This is a genomic window from Pseudomonas sp. ES3-33, from assembly GCF_000952175.1.
Lineage (GTDB): Bacteria > Pseudomonadota > Gammaproteobacteria > Pseudomonadales > Pseudomonadaceae > Aquipseudomonas > Aquipseudomonas gregormendelii.
This window is the reverse complement of sequence record NZ_JZRI01000131.1, coordinates 32,104-45,311: the sequence shown is the minus strand read 5'-3', so window position 1 is coordinate 45,311 and position 13,208 is coordinate 32,104. Positions and strand designations below refer to the sequence as shown.

General features: G+C 60.8%; 14 protein-coding genes and 1 pseudogene. 10 read left to right on the top strand and 5 right to left on the bottom strand.

The genetic code is table 11. From position 1 onward, the window contains the following. The first annotated feature begins 12 nt into the window (after positions 1-12). Entirely contained in the window at positions 13-648 is a 636-nt protein-coding gene (gene maiA / locus UB23_RS22055) for a maleylacetoacetate isomerase (RefSeq protein WP_045061407.1), read from the top strand. Between the two features lie 133 nt (positions 649-781). Here maiA and UB23_RS22050 read toward each other — a convergent pair whose 3' ends face one another. Further along, positions 782-1,585, bottom strand: a complete 804-nt coding sequence (locus UB23_RS22050) for a SirB1 family protein (RefSeq protein ID WP_045061406.1) — start codon at positions 1,583-1,585, stop codon at positions 782-784. 175 nt (positions 1,586-1,760) lie between these two features. On the opposite strand from UB23_RS22050, the gene UB23_RS22045 reads away from it, so the two are divergent. Continuing rightward, positions 1,761-2,780 (top strand): Glu/Leu/Phe/Val dehydrogenase family protein, encoded by a 1,020-nt coding sequence (locus UB23_RS22045; RefSeq protein WP_045061405.1) that lies wholly within the window; start codon positions 1,761-1,763, stop codon positions 2,778-2,780. Between the two features lie 158 nt (positions 2,781-2,938). Here the strand turns inward: UB23_RS22045 and UB23_RS22040 are convergent. Continuing rightward, positions 2,939-3,193 (bottom strand): annotated as a pseudogene (locus UB23_RS22040) (YebG family protein); the annotation flags it as partial. A 379-nt stretch (positions 3,194-3,572) separates the two neighbouring features. Here UB23_RS22040 and UB23_RS22035 point away from each other — a divergent pair. Further along, the gene (locus tag UB23_RS22035; RefSeq protein ID WP_045061403.1) at positions 3,573-4,073 is read left to right on the top strand and encodes a phosphate-starvation-inducible protein PsiE; all 501 of its coding nucleotides are present in this window, start codon (positions 3,573-3,575) and stop codon (positions 4,071-4,073) included. On the opposite strand, the gene UB23_RS22030 is transcribed toward UB23_RS22035, so the two are convergent. The 3 genes from UB23_RS22030 to UB23_RS22020 form a co-directional block, all read right to left on the bottom strand. Then, the gene (locus UB23_RS22030; RefSeq protein WP_045061402.1) at positions 4,070-4,387 is read right to left on the bottom strand and encodes a DUF3509 domain-containing protein; all 318 of its coding nucleotides are present in this window, start codon (positions 4,385-4,387) and stop codon (positions 4,070-4,072) included. The two genes, UB23_RS22035 and UB23_RS22030, sit on opposite strands and share 4 nt — an antisense overlap. Before the next feature lie 283 nt (positions 4,388-4,670). Further along, positions 4,671-5,972 (bottom strand): serine/threonine transporter, encoded by a 1,302-nt coding sequence (locus UB23_RS22025; RefSeq protein WP_045061497.1) that lies wholly within the window; start codon positions 5,970-5,972, stop codon positions 4,671-4,673. A 63-nt stretch (positions 5,973-6,035) separates the two neighbouring features. Further along, positions 6,036-7,412 (bottom strand): L-serine ammonia-lyase, encoded by a 1,377-nt coding sequence (locus UB23_RS22020; RefSeq protein ID WP_045061401.1) that lies wholly within the window; start codon positions 7,410-7,412, stop codon positions 6,036-6,038. Between the two features lie 135 nt (positions 7,413-7,547). Here UB23_RS22020 and UB23_RS22015 point away from each other — a divergent pair, with 135 nt between their 5' ends. The 7 genes from UB23_RS22015 (at position 7,548) to UB23_RS21985 (ending at position 13,195) form a co-directional block, all read left to right on the top strand. Beyond that, a complete protein-coding gene (locus tag UB23_RS22015; protein WP_045061400.1) occupies positions 7,548-8,495 on the top strand; it encodes a LysR substrate-binding domain-containing protein in 948 nt (315 codons plus the stop codon). Between the two features lie 214 nt (positions 8,496-8,709). Then, a complete protein-coding gene (locus UB23_RS22010; RefSeq protein WP_045061399.1) occupies positions 8,710-9,117 on the top strand; it encodes an HPF/RaiA family ribosome-associated protein in 408 nt (135 codons plus the stop codon). 311 nt (positions 9,118-9,428) lie between these two features. Beyond that, positions 9,429-9,734, top strand: a complete 306-nt coding sequence (locus UB23_RS22005) for a DUF3649 domain-containing protein (RefSeq protein ID WP_045061398.1) — start codon at positions 9,429-9,431, stop codon at positions 9,732-9,734. Then, positions 9,731-11,311: a PepSY-associated TM helix domain-containing protein gene (locus UB23_RS22000; protein ID WP_045061397.1), complete on the top strand. Its 1,581-nt coding sequence runs from the start codon at positions 9,731-9,733 to the stop codon at positions 11,309-11,311. The genes UB23_RS22005 and UB23_RS22000 overlap by 4 nt, the downstream gene beginning before the upstream one ends. After that, positions 11,312-11,638 carry a DUF3325 domain-containing protein gene (locus UB23_RS21995; RefSeq protein WP_045061396.1) on the top strand — a complete coding sequence of 109 codons (327 nt, stop codon included), beginning with the start codon at positions 11,312-11,314 and terminating at the stop codon, positions 11,636-11,638. A 4-nt stretch (positions 11,639-11,642) separates the two neighbouring features. Continuing rightward, a complete protein-coding gene (locus UB23_RS21990) occupies positions 11,643-12,209 on the top strand; it encodes an RNA polymerase sigma factor (protein ID WP_045061395.1) in 567 nt (188 codons plus the stop codon). Beyond that, positions 12,206-13,195, top strand: a complete 990-nt coding sequence (locus UB23_RS21985) for a FecR family protein (RefSeq protein ID WP_045061394.1) — start codon at positions 12,206-12,208, stop codon at positions 13,193-13,195. Before UB23_RS21990 ends, UB23_RS21985 begins: the two co-directional genes overlap by 4 nt. Positions 13,196-13,208: the final 13 nt, after the last annotated feature.

The window sequence follows — 13,208 nt, the reverse complement described above, 5'->3', positions numbered from 1 at the left end:
GAGGATCGGCCGATGGAACTCTTTACCTATTACCGTTCGACATCGTCCTACCGGGTGCGGATTGCCCTGGCCCTCAAGGGCCTGGACTATCAGGCGCTGCCGATCAATCTGATCGCGCCGGCGGGGGGCGAGCACCGCCAGGCGCTGTATCTGGGCCTCAACCCGCAAGGCCGGGTGCCGGCCTTGCGCACTGATGAAGGCGATCTGTTGATCCAGTCACCGGCGATCATTGAGTACCTTGAGGAACGTTATCCACACGTGCCGCTGTTGGCCACCGATCTGGCCGCTCGCGCTCATGAGCGCGGGGTCGCGGCGCTGATCGGCTGCGATGTGCACCCGCTGCATAATGTCAGCGTGCTCAACAGGCTTCGGCAGTTGGGTCACGATGAACAGCAGGTAGTCGAGTGGATCGGGCACTGGATCAGCCAGGGGCTTGGGACCGTTGAACAGTTGATTGGTGACGAGGGGTACTGTTTCGGATCGCAACCTGGGGTGGCGGATGTTTATCTGATACCGCAGCTGTATGCGGCTGAGCGCTTCAACATCTCCCCGCAGGCCTGGCCACGTATTCGCCGGGTGGCGGCGCTGGCAGCGGCTCACCCGGCATTCATCAAGGCACACCCGGCCAATCAGCCGGATACTCCCTGACTGCACACGCCAATATAAGCATCCTGCAACCTGTGGGAGCACAGCTTGCTCGCGATGGCGGGGTGTCATTCAACATCAATGTCTACTGACACGACGCCATCGCGAGCAAGCTTTACTCCCACAGGATTGGGTGTCAGTGGACGATGGTGTTCGGCGGCAAGTGCCCCAGCCGTTCGGTCAGGCGAATCCGCTGGATCGGATCTTCGCTGAGCATCAATGCATGCTCCAGGTCGAAGCGTTCGGCGTTGGGACAGTCCAGTCTTTGATACAGGCTCGCCCGGGCCAGGTAGTCGGCGGCGCTGGCGTTGCCCAGTTCCAGTACCCGCTCGGCGTCGATCAGGGCACCGATATAATCATCGTGAGCCAGATGCAGTTGGCGCAGGTTGCGGGACAGGCGTTGCAGCATCTGCAACGGTTCGGCGGTGACCAGATGCTCGGCGCTCAGCTTCATGTTCGGACCGTACTGGCGATGCAGCAACTCCCGGCAATCATTCGGGTACAGACGCCGCCCGCCGCAAGGATCAAGCAGGTGGTCGGCGCCCGGAACCCGCAGTAGAAAATGCCCTGGGAAATTGACCCCGACCATCGGTATTTCCAGGCGCCGGGCCAGCTCAAGCGCGATCAAGCCCAGCGCCAGGGGTTGTCCGCGTCGGCGTGTCAGCACCTTGTCCAGCAATGCCGCCTGCGGACGCAGCGGCGTGAAGTCGTCCTGGGCAAACCCCAGGTCATTCATGCGGCGCAGCAACGGTTGCGCCAACTCGCTCACAGGCAACATTGGCAAACCATGGCTAACCCGTTGCTGCAGATCCCTGAACCCAGCCAGTAGGGATTCGACGTTCAGCTTCTGGTCATGCTCGACACAGATCCACAGCGCCGCTTCGAACAGCGCGGGCGGTGATCGTTGCAGGCACTCGAAGAAGCATTGGCGGGGCGTCATCAAAATCTCCCGGGACATGCCTCGTTTTAGCCCCGTCTCCCTCATTCGTCCAGTGCCCCGGAAGGTTATGTCCGAATGCCTGAGCCGCAGCGCTGCTTATTCCGGCGCGCTTCAGCAAAATTCAGGCGCGAGCCTATACTGGCGACTACAAGAAGTGATTTTCGGGAGCCTTACGATGTTCGCTCTCATGCAAAGCAATCGCCTTGAATCGCTGCATCTGAGCGTCGACCCGGTCACCGGGTTGAAGGCGGTCATTGCCATTCATGACAGCCGTCTGGGCCCGGCCCTTGGCGGATGTCGATACCTTGCCTATCCTGACGACGAATCCGCCGTCGAGGACGCTGTGCGCCTGGCCCGGGGCATGAGCTACAAAGCGGCGCTTGCCGGCCTGGCCCAAGGTGGCGGAGTCGCCGTGATCATCCGGCCGATGCACGTGGAAAGCCGCGCCGCGCTGTTTGAAGCGTTCGGTCGTTGCGTAGACCAGCTCGACGGGCGCTACATCACCGCTATCGACAGCGGCACTTCGGTAGCCGACATGGATTGCATCGCCCAGCAGACCCAGCATGTCACCAGCACCACCTCGGCCGGTGATCCCGCGCCACATGCTGCAATGGGGGTGTTTGCCGGTATTCGCAGCACGGCAATGGCACGCCTGGGCAGCGATAACCTTGAAGGCCTGCGCGTGGCAATCCAGGGGTTGGGCAATGTGGGTTACGCGTTGGCGGAACAGCTGCATGCGGCCGGCGCTGAACTGCTGGTGAGCGACATTGACCACGGCAAGGTCCAGCTTGCGATGGAGCAACTGGGCGCTCATCCAATCGCCAACGATGCATTGCTCAGTACGCCCTGCGATATCCTCGCGCCATGCGGCCTGGGCGGCGTCCTTAACAGCAACAGCGTGTCGCAATTGCGCTGCTCGGCGGTGGCGGGCTCGGCGAACAATCAGCTGACCCATGTCGAAGTCGCCGACTTGCTTGAGCGGCGGGGGATTTTGTACGCCCCCGATTATGTGATCAATGCCGGCGGTTTGATCTACGTCTCGCTCAAGCACCGTGGTGAAGAGCTGACCACCATCACCGCGCACCTGTCGAAAATCAGCTCCCGTCTTACCGAGGTGTTCGCCCATGCCCAGGCGGAAAAGCGTTCCCCTGCGCGGGTGGCGGATGAGCTGGCGGAGCGGGTGTTGTATCGCTGATGCCCAGGCATGAAAAAGGCCCTGAGTCGCTGGACTCAGGGCCTGTTCAATTCGGGCGCTGTTTACTTTGGTGCTTTTGCCGCCTTTGCAGGTTTGGCGGGGGCATCGGGTTCAACAGCTTCAGGTTCTTGCGCTACTTCAACGGGGGCAACCACTTCGGCAGGCGCGCTCAACAGTTCGGACAGGGCGTCCGGTTGGCTCTTGAAGGCCTTGGCGAACACGTCGCGGTTCTTCGCCATGTAGATCCCGGCTTCTTCCACTTGCTGTTCGGTCAGGGACGGAACGGCTTTTTGCAACACTTCAGCCAGCAATTCGGCGAGTTCGAGCATTTTGTCATGACGGTCAGCTTCGGCTTTATCCATGAACAAGCGCTCCAGATCTCGGCTGCTGCGGTATACCACTTCGACGGCCATTCACCACCTCACATGCCTTCACATTAAGTTGTCGTATTCGACCACTGTATTTATATACAGCTAAAAGGATAAGCGAATCCTGCCGATTTGGGTAGTGACATTTCACTGTAGCTGCGTTTTGGCTGGGGGTGGGCTATAGGGAGGTACCTGTGGGAGCAAAGCTTGCTCGCGATTCGGGATACCAGTCCCCATCAGTGTTGAATGCCAAATCGCCATCGCGAGCAAGCTTTGCTCCCACGACCGGCTCCCACAACCCCAAAGTGCCTCAAATCCCCCAGCCAACATCTCACTTCTCACCCCTGGCCTTTTTTCTGCATGCCAAACAACCGTCACGTCAAAACCGCATCATCCGGTCAAACCGACCTAAGGAAGAACCACCGTGAAAATCAACTGGGCCGAGAAACTGCGGCAGAACGTGCACCAACTGGCCGAATCCCTGGGTAACCTGTTCGTCGAAAGCTTCCACTACCTGGCACTGTTCGCCATTGGAGCAGTAACCGCCTGGGCGGCGGTGATGGAATTTTTGGGAATGCTGGACAAGGGACACATCAAGATCGATGACATCCTGCTGCTGTTCATCTACCTGGAATTGGGCGCCATGGTCGGGATCTACTTCAAGACCAACCACATGCCGGTACGCTTCCTGATCTACGTGGCCATCACCGCACTGACTCGCCTGCTGATTTCCAACGTGTCGCATCACAACCCACCGGATATTGGCATCATCTACCTGTGCGGCGGCATCCTGCTGCTGGCGTTCGCGATTCTGGTGGTGCGGTACGCCTCCTCGCAATTCCCTTCGGTGAAAATCGAGCACCCGCAGCGCAAGGTCGGCGCGGGTTCCAGCGAGCATCCCGAAGTGGAAAAGGGCGAGCTTTAAAGCCCGATCGCCGGACGCGGCAAGCCCTTGGCTGGTGGCGGTGGCAGCGTCCGGTTGTCGCCGTCAGTCATCGCTTCGAGAATGGCCACGGCACTGTGGCCCTGCTCTATGGCGATGCCGAACTGAATGCTTTGCACCAGGCGCTTGAGGCGCTTGGGATCATTGCGCTGTTCGGCACTGATCATCCGTTTGGCCACCACGCGACCACTGTTGGACAGCGTCAGCATGATGCTGCCGTCGAGCCCCTGAATGCTCAGGTTGATCTGGTAATCCGGCGCGAAGGCATCGGTAATGAGCTGAAAAGGATTGTCCATGATGCGTCACCGCCTGATTGAACGTGCAGTTGTTGACCGACCATGATCGGGTTGGTTCGCGTTACCGGACCATCGGCTGGCCGCTCGCGATCTCTCTCGGGGAACGTAGCAAGCGGCATGCCGGAAAGATTGTCGAACAAAAGCACAACCGTGTAGGAGTGAGCTTGCTCGCGAAGAACCCGAGAACGGCGCGGGCTGCAAGCTTTCCCCCGCGTTGACGATCATCCTTGATCGCCGCCCGGAGCAAGCGCGCACCTGCAGCCTCAGGCGATTTCCGCCCGATTCAGGGCAGGAATGAAAAGATGATCGCAGACAGTGCAATCAAGCCGATCAATACCACGAACACATTCGAAGCCTGGCCCGAATACTGGCGTAATGCCGGTACGCGGCGGATGGCGTACATCGGCATCAGGAACAGCAGGCACGCGATGATGGGGCCGCCGAGTGTCTCGATCATGCCCAGGATGCTCGGATTGAACGTCGCCACTGCCCAGCAGCTGAGGATCATGAACACTGCTGTCGCGCGGTTCAGCCAGCTGGCGGACATGACCTTGCCACGGCCGCGCAGGCTCTTCACGATCAGGCCCTGGAAACCTTCGCTGGCGCCGATGTAATGGCCGAGGAAGGATTTGGTGATCGCCACCAAGGCAATCAATGGCGCCGCGTAAGCGATCACTGGCGTCTGGAAGTGATTGGCCAGGTAAGACAGGATCGAGATGTTCTGTGCCTTCGCCGCCGCCAGGTCAGCCGGGGACAGCGCCAGCACGCAGCTGAAGCAGAAGAACATCACCGTCACGACCATCATTGCGTGAGCAATGGCGAGAATGCCGCTGCTCTTGGCTTCGGCCTGTTCGCCGTAGCGCTGTTTCTGATCCACCGCGAAGGCCGAGATGATCGGCGAATGGTTGAACGAGAACACCATCACCGGGATTGCCAGCCACAGGGTCTGGAAGAACAGCGGCATCGGCATGCCTTCACTGGCGGTGGCGAAGAACGCGCCGTTCCAGTTCGGAATCAGGCTGATACCGAGCAGCAGCAATGCGGCGACGAAAGGGTAGACCAGCACGCTCATGCATTTGACGATCACGCCCTGGCCGCAGCGAACGATGGCCATCAGGCCTAGGATCAACCCTAGCGACAGGATGGCGCGCGGCGGCGGGGCGATGTGCAGCTGGTGTTCCATGAAGCTGCTCAGGGTGTTGGTCAGCGCGACGCTGTACACCAGCAGAATCGGGAAAATCGCGAAGAAGTACAGCAAGGTGATCAGCTTGCCGGCACCAATGCCGAAGTGTTCCTCCACCACTTCGGTGATGTCACCAGAGCGACCGGACAGCACGAAGCGGGTCAGGCCACGGTGTGCGAAGAAGGTCATCGGGAACGCCAGCACTGCGAGGATCAGCAGGGGCCAGAAACCACCGACTCCGGCGTTGATCGGCAGGAACAGGGTGCCAGCGCCGATCGCCGTGCCGTAGAGGCCGAGCATCCAGGTGGTGTCGTGTTTACTCCAGCCTTTGCTGACTGTCGCGGTGTCGCGTGTTACTTCTACAGCAGGATTTTCGGCAGCAGGTGTACGTACATCGGTCATCGTATTGGCCTCGTTATTGTTCTTGCTCGGGCTCACGTGGTACGGGCGGTCAGGGAATGCTCCTCAGCACTCCACCCAGCTCACGGCCAGGCCGCCCCGTGAAGTCTCTTTGTATTTGTCGTGCATGTCGGCGCCGGTATCGCGCATGGTGCGGATGACCCGGTCGAGGGAAATGAAGTGCTTGCCATCACCGCGCAGCGCCATTTGCGTGGCATTGATCGCCTTGACGGCGGCGATCGCGTTGCGTTCGATGCAGGGCACCTGAACCAGTCCGCCCACCGGGTCGCAGGTCAGGCCAAGGTTGTGTTCCAGACCGATTTCGGCCGCGTTCTCCAGTTGCTCCGGCGTCGCGCCCAGCACGTCCGCCAAGCCGGCAGCCGCCATGGCGCAGGCAGATCCGACCTCTCCCTGACAGCCGACTTCGGCACCGGAGATGGACGCATTTTTCTTGCACAGAATGCCTACCGCAGCCGCGCCGAGAAAAAAGGCGACCACGTCGTCATCGGACGCTTCCGGATTGAATTTCATGTAGTAGTGCAGCACCGCCGGGATGATCCCTGCCGCGCCATTGGTCGGCGCCGTGACCATGCGCCCGCCGGCAGCGTTCTCTTCGTTGACGGCGAGGGCGAACAGGTTGACCCACTCCATAGCGGACAGCGTGGAAGTGATGACATTGGGCTTGCCGATTTCCAGCAGGGCACGGTGCAATTTCGCCGCCCGACGTGGCACGTTCAGGCCGCCCGGCAGGATGCCCTCGTGACGCAGGCCTTGCTCGACGCATTCGCGCATCACCGACCAGATATGCAGCAGGCCCTGGCGAATCTCGGCTTCGCTGCGCCAGGCCAGTTCGTTGGCCATCATCAGCTCGGAAACCCGCAGGCCGTTCTGGTTACACAGCTTGAGCAATTCGGCGGCGCTGGAGAAGTCGTAAGGCAATACGACGTCGCTGGACGGTGCGATGCCCGACTCGGCCTCGGCCGCCTCGATGATGAAACCGCCGCCTATCGAGTAATACGTCTGCTCGGCCAGTTCGCCGGTTTCGCCGAAGGCGGTCAGGGACATCGCGTTGGGGTGGTAAGGCAGGCTCTCGTCGAGCAGCAGCAGGTCGGTTTGCCAGTCGAAGGCTATGGTGGTTTTCCCGGCCAGCTTCAGCTCGCGGGTTTTCAACAGTGTGTTGATCCGGTCTTCGATGCAGTTCGGATCGATGCTGTCTGGCCACTCGCCCATCAGCCCCATCACGCACGCGCGGTCGGTGGCATGGCCGACGCCGGTGGCCGACAGGGAGCCATAGAGGCGAATTTGCACACGACGAACGGCGTCGAGCAGATTCTGGTCCTGCAGGCTCTGGGCGAAGGTTGCCGCAGCGCGCATGGGACCGACGGTGTGGGAGCTGGACGGGCCGATGCCGACTTTGAAGAGATCAAATACACTGATAGCCATGCTAAAGCCTATACAAGCAATGGAAGAGAAATCGCTGCCATTTTTGTAGGACAAGCGCAATGTCGGCGATACTGCCCACCTCGGTCCTACAAGACCAACGAAATTTCCTACTCAAGCCTTTAGCAGGACTAAACGATGAGTCGTCAATTGCATGCTCAGACTTACGTCTGGTTGCACGTATTTTCCTGTGCCGCGCGGCACCTGTCGTTTACCCGATGTGCCGAAGAGCTGCATATCACGCCGGGTGCAGTCAGCCAGCAGATTCGGCAACTGGAAGAGCGCCTCGGATTCCGGCTGTTTCATCGACGTGCCCGGGGCGTTGAATTGAGCGCAGAAGGCCAGCGATTGGCCATTACCGTGAACGAAGCGTACGGCAGCATCGATGCGGAATTGCGACGACTGGACGCCGGAATGATCAGTGGCATCCTGCGGGTGCGCTCGATTCCATCGTTCCTCAGCAAATGGCTGACGCCTCGGCTGCCGCGTTTGCAGCAGCGCTTTCCGGATATTCAGCTGCGGCTGGTGGCCGAGGACAGCAGCGTGCCGTTGCACGAAGGCGACTTCGACCTGGCGATCGACCTTAACGACGGCAGCTACCCAGGGTTGTTATCCACAACTCTGCTGGACGAGCAGATTTTCCCGGTCTGTGCCCCGGGCCTGTTGCGCGGCCGCCCGCCGCTGCACGGCCCGGCGGACCTGCTGCACTTTCCGTTGCTGCACGACATCACCGCCTGGCGCGGCAGCTATGAATACGCGGAATGGGAGTTTTACCTCAACGCCATCGGCTTTGAAGGCGCAGACGTGCGGCGCGGGCATACCTTCAACCGCAACCACCTGACCATCGAAGCGGCGATTGCCGGCATGGGCGTGGCGATCGCGCGGCGTACCTTGCTCAATGACGAACTGGAACGCGGCACCTTGATCGTGCCGTTTGGTCTGGCGGTGCCCAACCATAAACGCTACGTGCTGCTCTATGCGCCTGGGGCGCTGAGTCACCCGGGCGTGCGGGCGGTACATGACTGGCTGGTGGAAGAGGCGGGGGTCTTTCGAAGCCTGCACCCGCTGGGCGAGCGGCAGATGTGAACAGCCTGGGGGGCTGGAGCCTGGCTACCCAACTCCCGACCTTAACAGTGCTTTTGGCGGTTGTCCGGCTTTTTTTGCGAATAGATATTTATCTTTTTTTAGGGGTTGAAATGTTCTTCCGCCAGCCTGATTGTGTAAGTAAGAGGTCACGGTGATGACGCCCAAGGGCTAGCCTTAAGGCCTCTCGCGAGCTAGCTGAAATAAGGGATGAACTATGCAAATCCAAGTCAACAGTGATAACCATATTCAAAGCAGCATCCGACTGGAGGAGTGGGTACGTACTACCATTGAGAGCACGCTCGAACGCTATGAAGAGGACCTGACCCGTGTCGAGGTTCATCTGCGGGACGAGAACGGCGACAAGCCCGGTCCCCACGATATGCGCTGCCAGCTGGAAGCGCGGCCAAAAGGCCATCAACCGATTTCCGTAACCCACAAAGCCGACACCCTGGAGCAAGCCATCGATGGTGCGGCGGAAAAACTCGAACATGCGCTCGAGCACCTGTTCGGCAAACTGCGGGGCAAACCACGCGCCGCGATCGTGCCGTTCGAAAGGGTTCAGGCTGATGCACTGCTCGAAGACGAGTTTCTCGAGAACGAACAGGCTGCGCAAAACGGCTGACGCCTGATGTGATCTTTTTCCAGCCAACGACAAACGGGCCTGCATATGCAGGCCCGTTTTTATTTGGGTGGGGCGCGGACATTTCTGAGAGTGAGCTTGCTTCGGGGGCGGTCCGGGCGTTAGCGATAAGGTGAGGGATCTGTTATCCCGCGTCGTTCTCAGGTTTTTCGCGAGCAAGCTCGCTCCTACAGAAGCACACAGCAGACTCAAGCTTCATCGAACTCTTTTGCGTATGAGAATATTTATCATTATTATTGGCGCCTGCTTAGCCGCGTGATGATCGCGCAGCTCCACTGTTTCAAGGCCGAAACATGAAAGTCAAAACCAGAGCGCTCCCCGTTTCCTATCGACTGGCGGTCACTTCGCGGGTGCTTGCCGCCGTGGTGGGTGGCTATGTGGTCGCCGCATTGGCCAGTGTCAGCGTGACCCTTTGTCTGCCGATGCCGCGCGCCGAAGCGGTGGTGACCGGGATGATGATCTCGTTTCTGGTGTACCTGTGCGCCGTGCTGTGGTGCTTTGCCTGCCGCAGTGCGTGGCAGGCCTGGTACGGCTTGATTGTTCCAGCCCTGGTGCTGGCGGCAGTTTCCGGTGTGGCTTACTGGATGGGGCGAGCATGAAGGAAGGCTTTCGTCAGGCCATGGCCTGGGTCCATACGTGGACCGGGTTGCTCTTCGGCTGGCTGCTGTTCGCGATTTTCCTGACCGGCACACTCGCTTACTTCAACGACGAGATCAGTCACTGGATGCAGCCGGAGATTCCGACGCGTTCGGTCTCGTCGCAACACAGCCTCGATCTTGCCCAGCACTACCTGCAGGAGCACGCACCGGGAGCTTCGCGCTGGCTGATCGACCTGCCGAGCGCTCGTCAACCGGCACTGACGGTGCGCTGGCAACAGTCGCCCGCCAAGCGCGGTGAGCGTGGCCAGTTCAGTGAAAAAAGCCTCGACCCCCAAACCGGCACAGAAGTGCAGGAGCGGGAGACCCGTGGCGGCGACTTCTTCTATCGCTTCCATTTCCAGCTGCAGATGCCCCATCCGTGGGGCCGCTGGTTGTCGACGATCGCGGCCATGGTGATGTTCGTCGGCTTGATCACCGGGATCATCACCCACAAGAAAATCTTCAAGGACTTCTTCACCTTCCGCCCGCGCAAGGGCCAGCGTTCGTGGCTGGATGGCCACAACGCCGTGGGTGTGCTGGTGCTGCCTTTTCACCTGATGATCAGCTATAGCAGCCTGGTGATTTTCATGGCGATGGTCATGCCGGCGAGCATTCTCGCTTCCTATAAAGGTGATGTGCGGGCGTTCTACGATGAGGTCTTTCCTGCCTCCAGCACGCCGGAGCTCGCCGGTGCCCCCGGTCAGTTGGCACCGATGGCGCCGCTGCTGGAGCGGGCGCGGGAGCAGTGGGCCGGAGGGCGTGTGGCGCGCTTGACGGTGAATAATCCGGGAGATGCCAATGCCTCGGTAGTGCTGGTGCGAGACGCTGCCGATCGGGTAGTGCACGATGTGAGCAGTGCCGTGACCTTCAATGGTGTGACCGGCCAACTGCTCGGTGCCACGCCTGAGCAACCGGCGGCGATGGCTGTCGCCGGGAGTTTCTACGGCTTGCATATGGGCCGTTTTGCCGGCCCGGTATTGCGTTGGCTGTACTTTATCTGCGGCCTGGCGAGCACGGCGGTGATTGGCACCGGGCTGGTGATCTGGCTAGGCAAGCGCCAACTCAAGCATGCAAAGAGTGGCGTGATGCCGTTCGAGTTGCGGCTGGTGGAAGTCCTGAACATTGCCAGCATGGCCGGGCTGACGGTCGCGGTGGCGGCGTTCTTCTGGGCCAACCGCCTGCTGCCAGTGCAAATGACTGGCCGAGCGGACTGGGAGATCAACAGCTTCTTTATCCTGTGGGGCTTGAGTGTGATTCATGCCGGGACCCGCCCCGGGCGCACCGCCTGGGTTGAGCAACTGATTCTGGCTGCGCTGCTGTTCTGCGGCATTCCACTGCTCAATGCGCTGACCACCTCGCATCACCTCGTAGCGTCCCTGACCCAAGGTGATTGGGCGATGGCCGGATTTGACCTGGCGTGCCTGGGTAGCGGCCTGTTCCTGGCCTGGGCCGCATGGAAAATGCGCCGCAGCGGCCGGGTTGCAACCACCACCCGCCAGCGTGCACCTGCCGTCACCCTAGAGCGAGAGGCGAACTGAATGCTGCTGGCCCTGTTGCTCTGCTACAGCGGTTTTACCGTGTTATGTCTGTCGATGGACCGGCATCACGCCGAACTGCTCGGCCACAAGCCCACGGCGGGTCGCCGCAAGCTCCTGAAGCTGGCCGGTTGGTCGCTGCTGGCTGTTTCGCCATGGGTGCTGGTGAGCCGGATCGGTTGGGGCCTGGGCCTGGTCGAATGGTTTGCAGTACTGATGCTCAGCGCCTTGTTGCTGGTGCTGTTGTTGCCGTACCGCCCCCGCCTGGTGCTGGCGCTCGCAGGCCTGAGTCTGCTCGCCAGCCCTGTTGCCGTACTCGCGCAGTCATGACTCGATGATCGGACACCCGCCCGAATCCGGTGAAGACGAACACCAAGGCGGGGGACGCGCGCATTTCCTGCAAGTGTTCCTGTCCCAGCGCTCGCAAATGGAGGCATTGGTAAGCCGGCGGGTGGGCTGTCGGGCGACGGCCGCCGATCTGGTGCAGGACTTGTTCCTGCGTTTCTGGCGGCGGCCATTGGTGCAGGTCGAGGAACTGAGTACCTACCTGCTGCGTTGTGCCGGCAACATTGCCATCGACCATTTGCGCAGCGAAGGCGCGCGGGTGCGCAGCAACGAGGGTCGGTTGCCGGAACAGCCGGACAGCCATGGCAGCGAGCCCGAGGCGGCGCTGGAAGCCGGCAATGATTTGCGCCACGTCGAGGCAGCGTTGCGCGCATTGCCCGAGCGCACGCGGCAGATTTTTCTGCTCAATCGCCTCCATGGGCGCAAATATGCGCAGATCGCCAAGGCCATGGGCCTGTCCCAGAGTGCCGTGGAAAAACATATGATGCGCGCCCTCGACGCCTGCAAGGCAAGCTTGCGGGACACCGAACCGCGCACGCCAGGGAAAGCACCGTGAACCACGCTGAACGTATCATTCCCACGCCGGCTCAGGAGCAGGCCGCCTACGCCTGGCTGAGCCTGTTGCATGACCATCCCAGCAGTGGCGACCAAGTGACCTTCAGTCACTGGCTGCAAGCCGATCCCGCCCACGCGGAGGCCTATGCCCAGGCCCAGGTGGTGTGGGAACTGAGCGAAGCACCGGCACGCACCCTGGCCGCCGAAGATGCGCTTGCCTTGCAGGGTTACCTCGATGCGATGAGTCGTTCCGGCCAGTACCCTGTGCGGCGCTGGGCCGGTGGCTTGGCAGTGGCGGCTTGTCTTTTGTTGATGGTCGGCATGGGCGTCGGGTGGCAGCCGATGCGCTGGCTGGATGACCTGGGGGCGGACTATGTGTCGGCTCCGGGGGAGATCCGCACGGTGACGCTGGCTGATCAGTCCCAGGTGACGCTCGATGCAGACAGCGCCATCGCGGTGGATTTCACTGGTGGTGAACGGCACGTGCATTTGCGTCGCGGCGCCGGTTTTTTCAGTGTCGTTCACACCGGCGAGCCTTTTGTCGTCGACGCCGAACAAGGCCAGGCGCGGGTATTGGGCACGCAGTTCGAGGTACGCCTGCAACCCGTTGGCGCTCAGGTGACGGTGCTGTCGGGGCGCGTCGGTGTCACGGCGCACAGGCAGGCTGCGCAGCAGATTGTCGGCGCGGGCCAGCAGCTGACTTACGGCGCCGGCGCAGCGCAGACACTCCATGGTGTGGACAGTGAAGCGCAACTGGCCTGGCGCCAGGGCTGGCTCAATTACTACAGGGCGCCACTGGCGGATGTGGTGAAAGACCTTGGACGCTATTACCCGGGGCGGATCCTGTTACTGAACGATGAACTGGCGGCACGCCGGGTCAGCGGCAGCTTCCCAAGCAAGGATCCGCAGGCGGTGTTGAGTTCATTGCAGGGGGTGTTGGGGTTTGAGCAGACCCAGGTGTTCGGGCATCTGATTATTTTGCGGTAGAGCAAGATCAAAA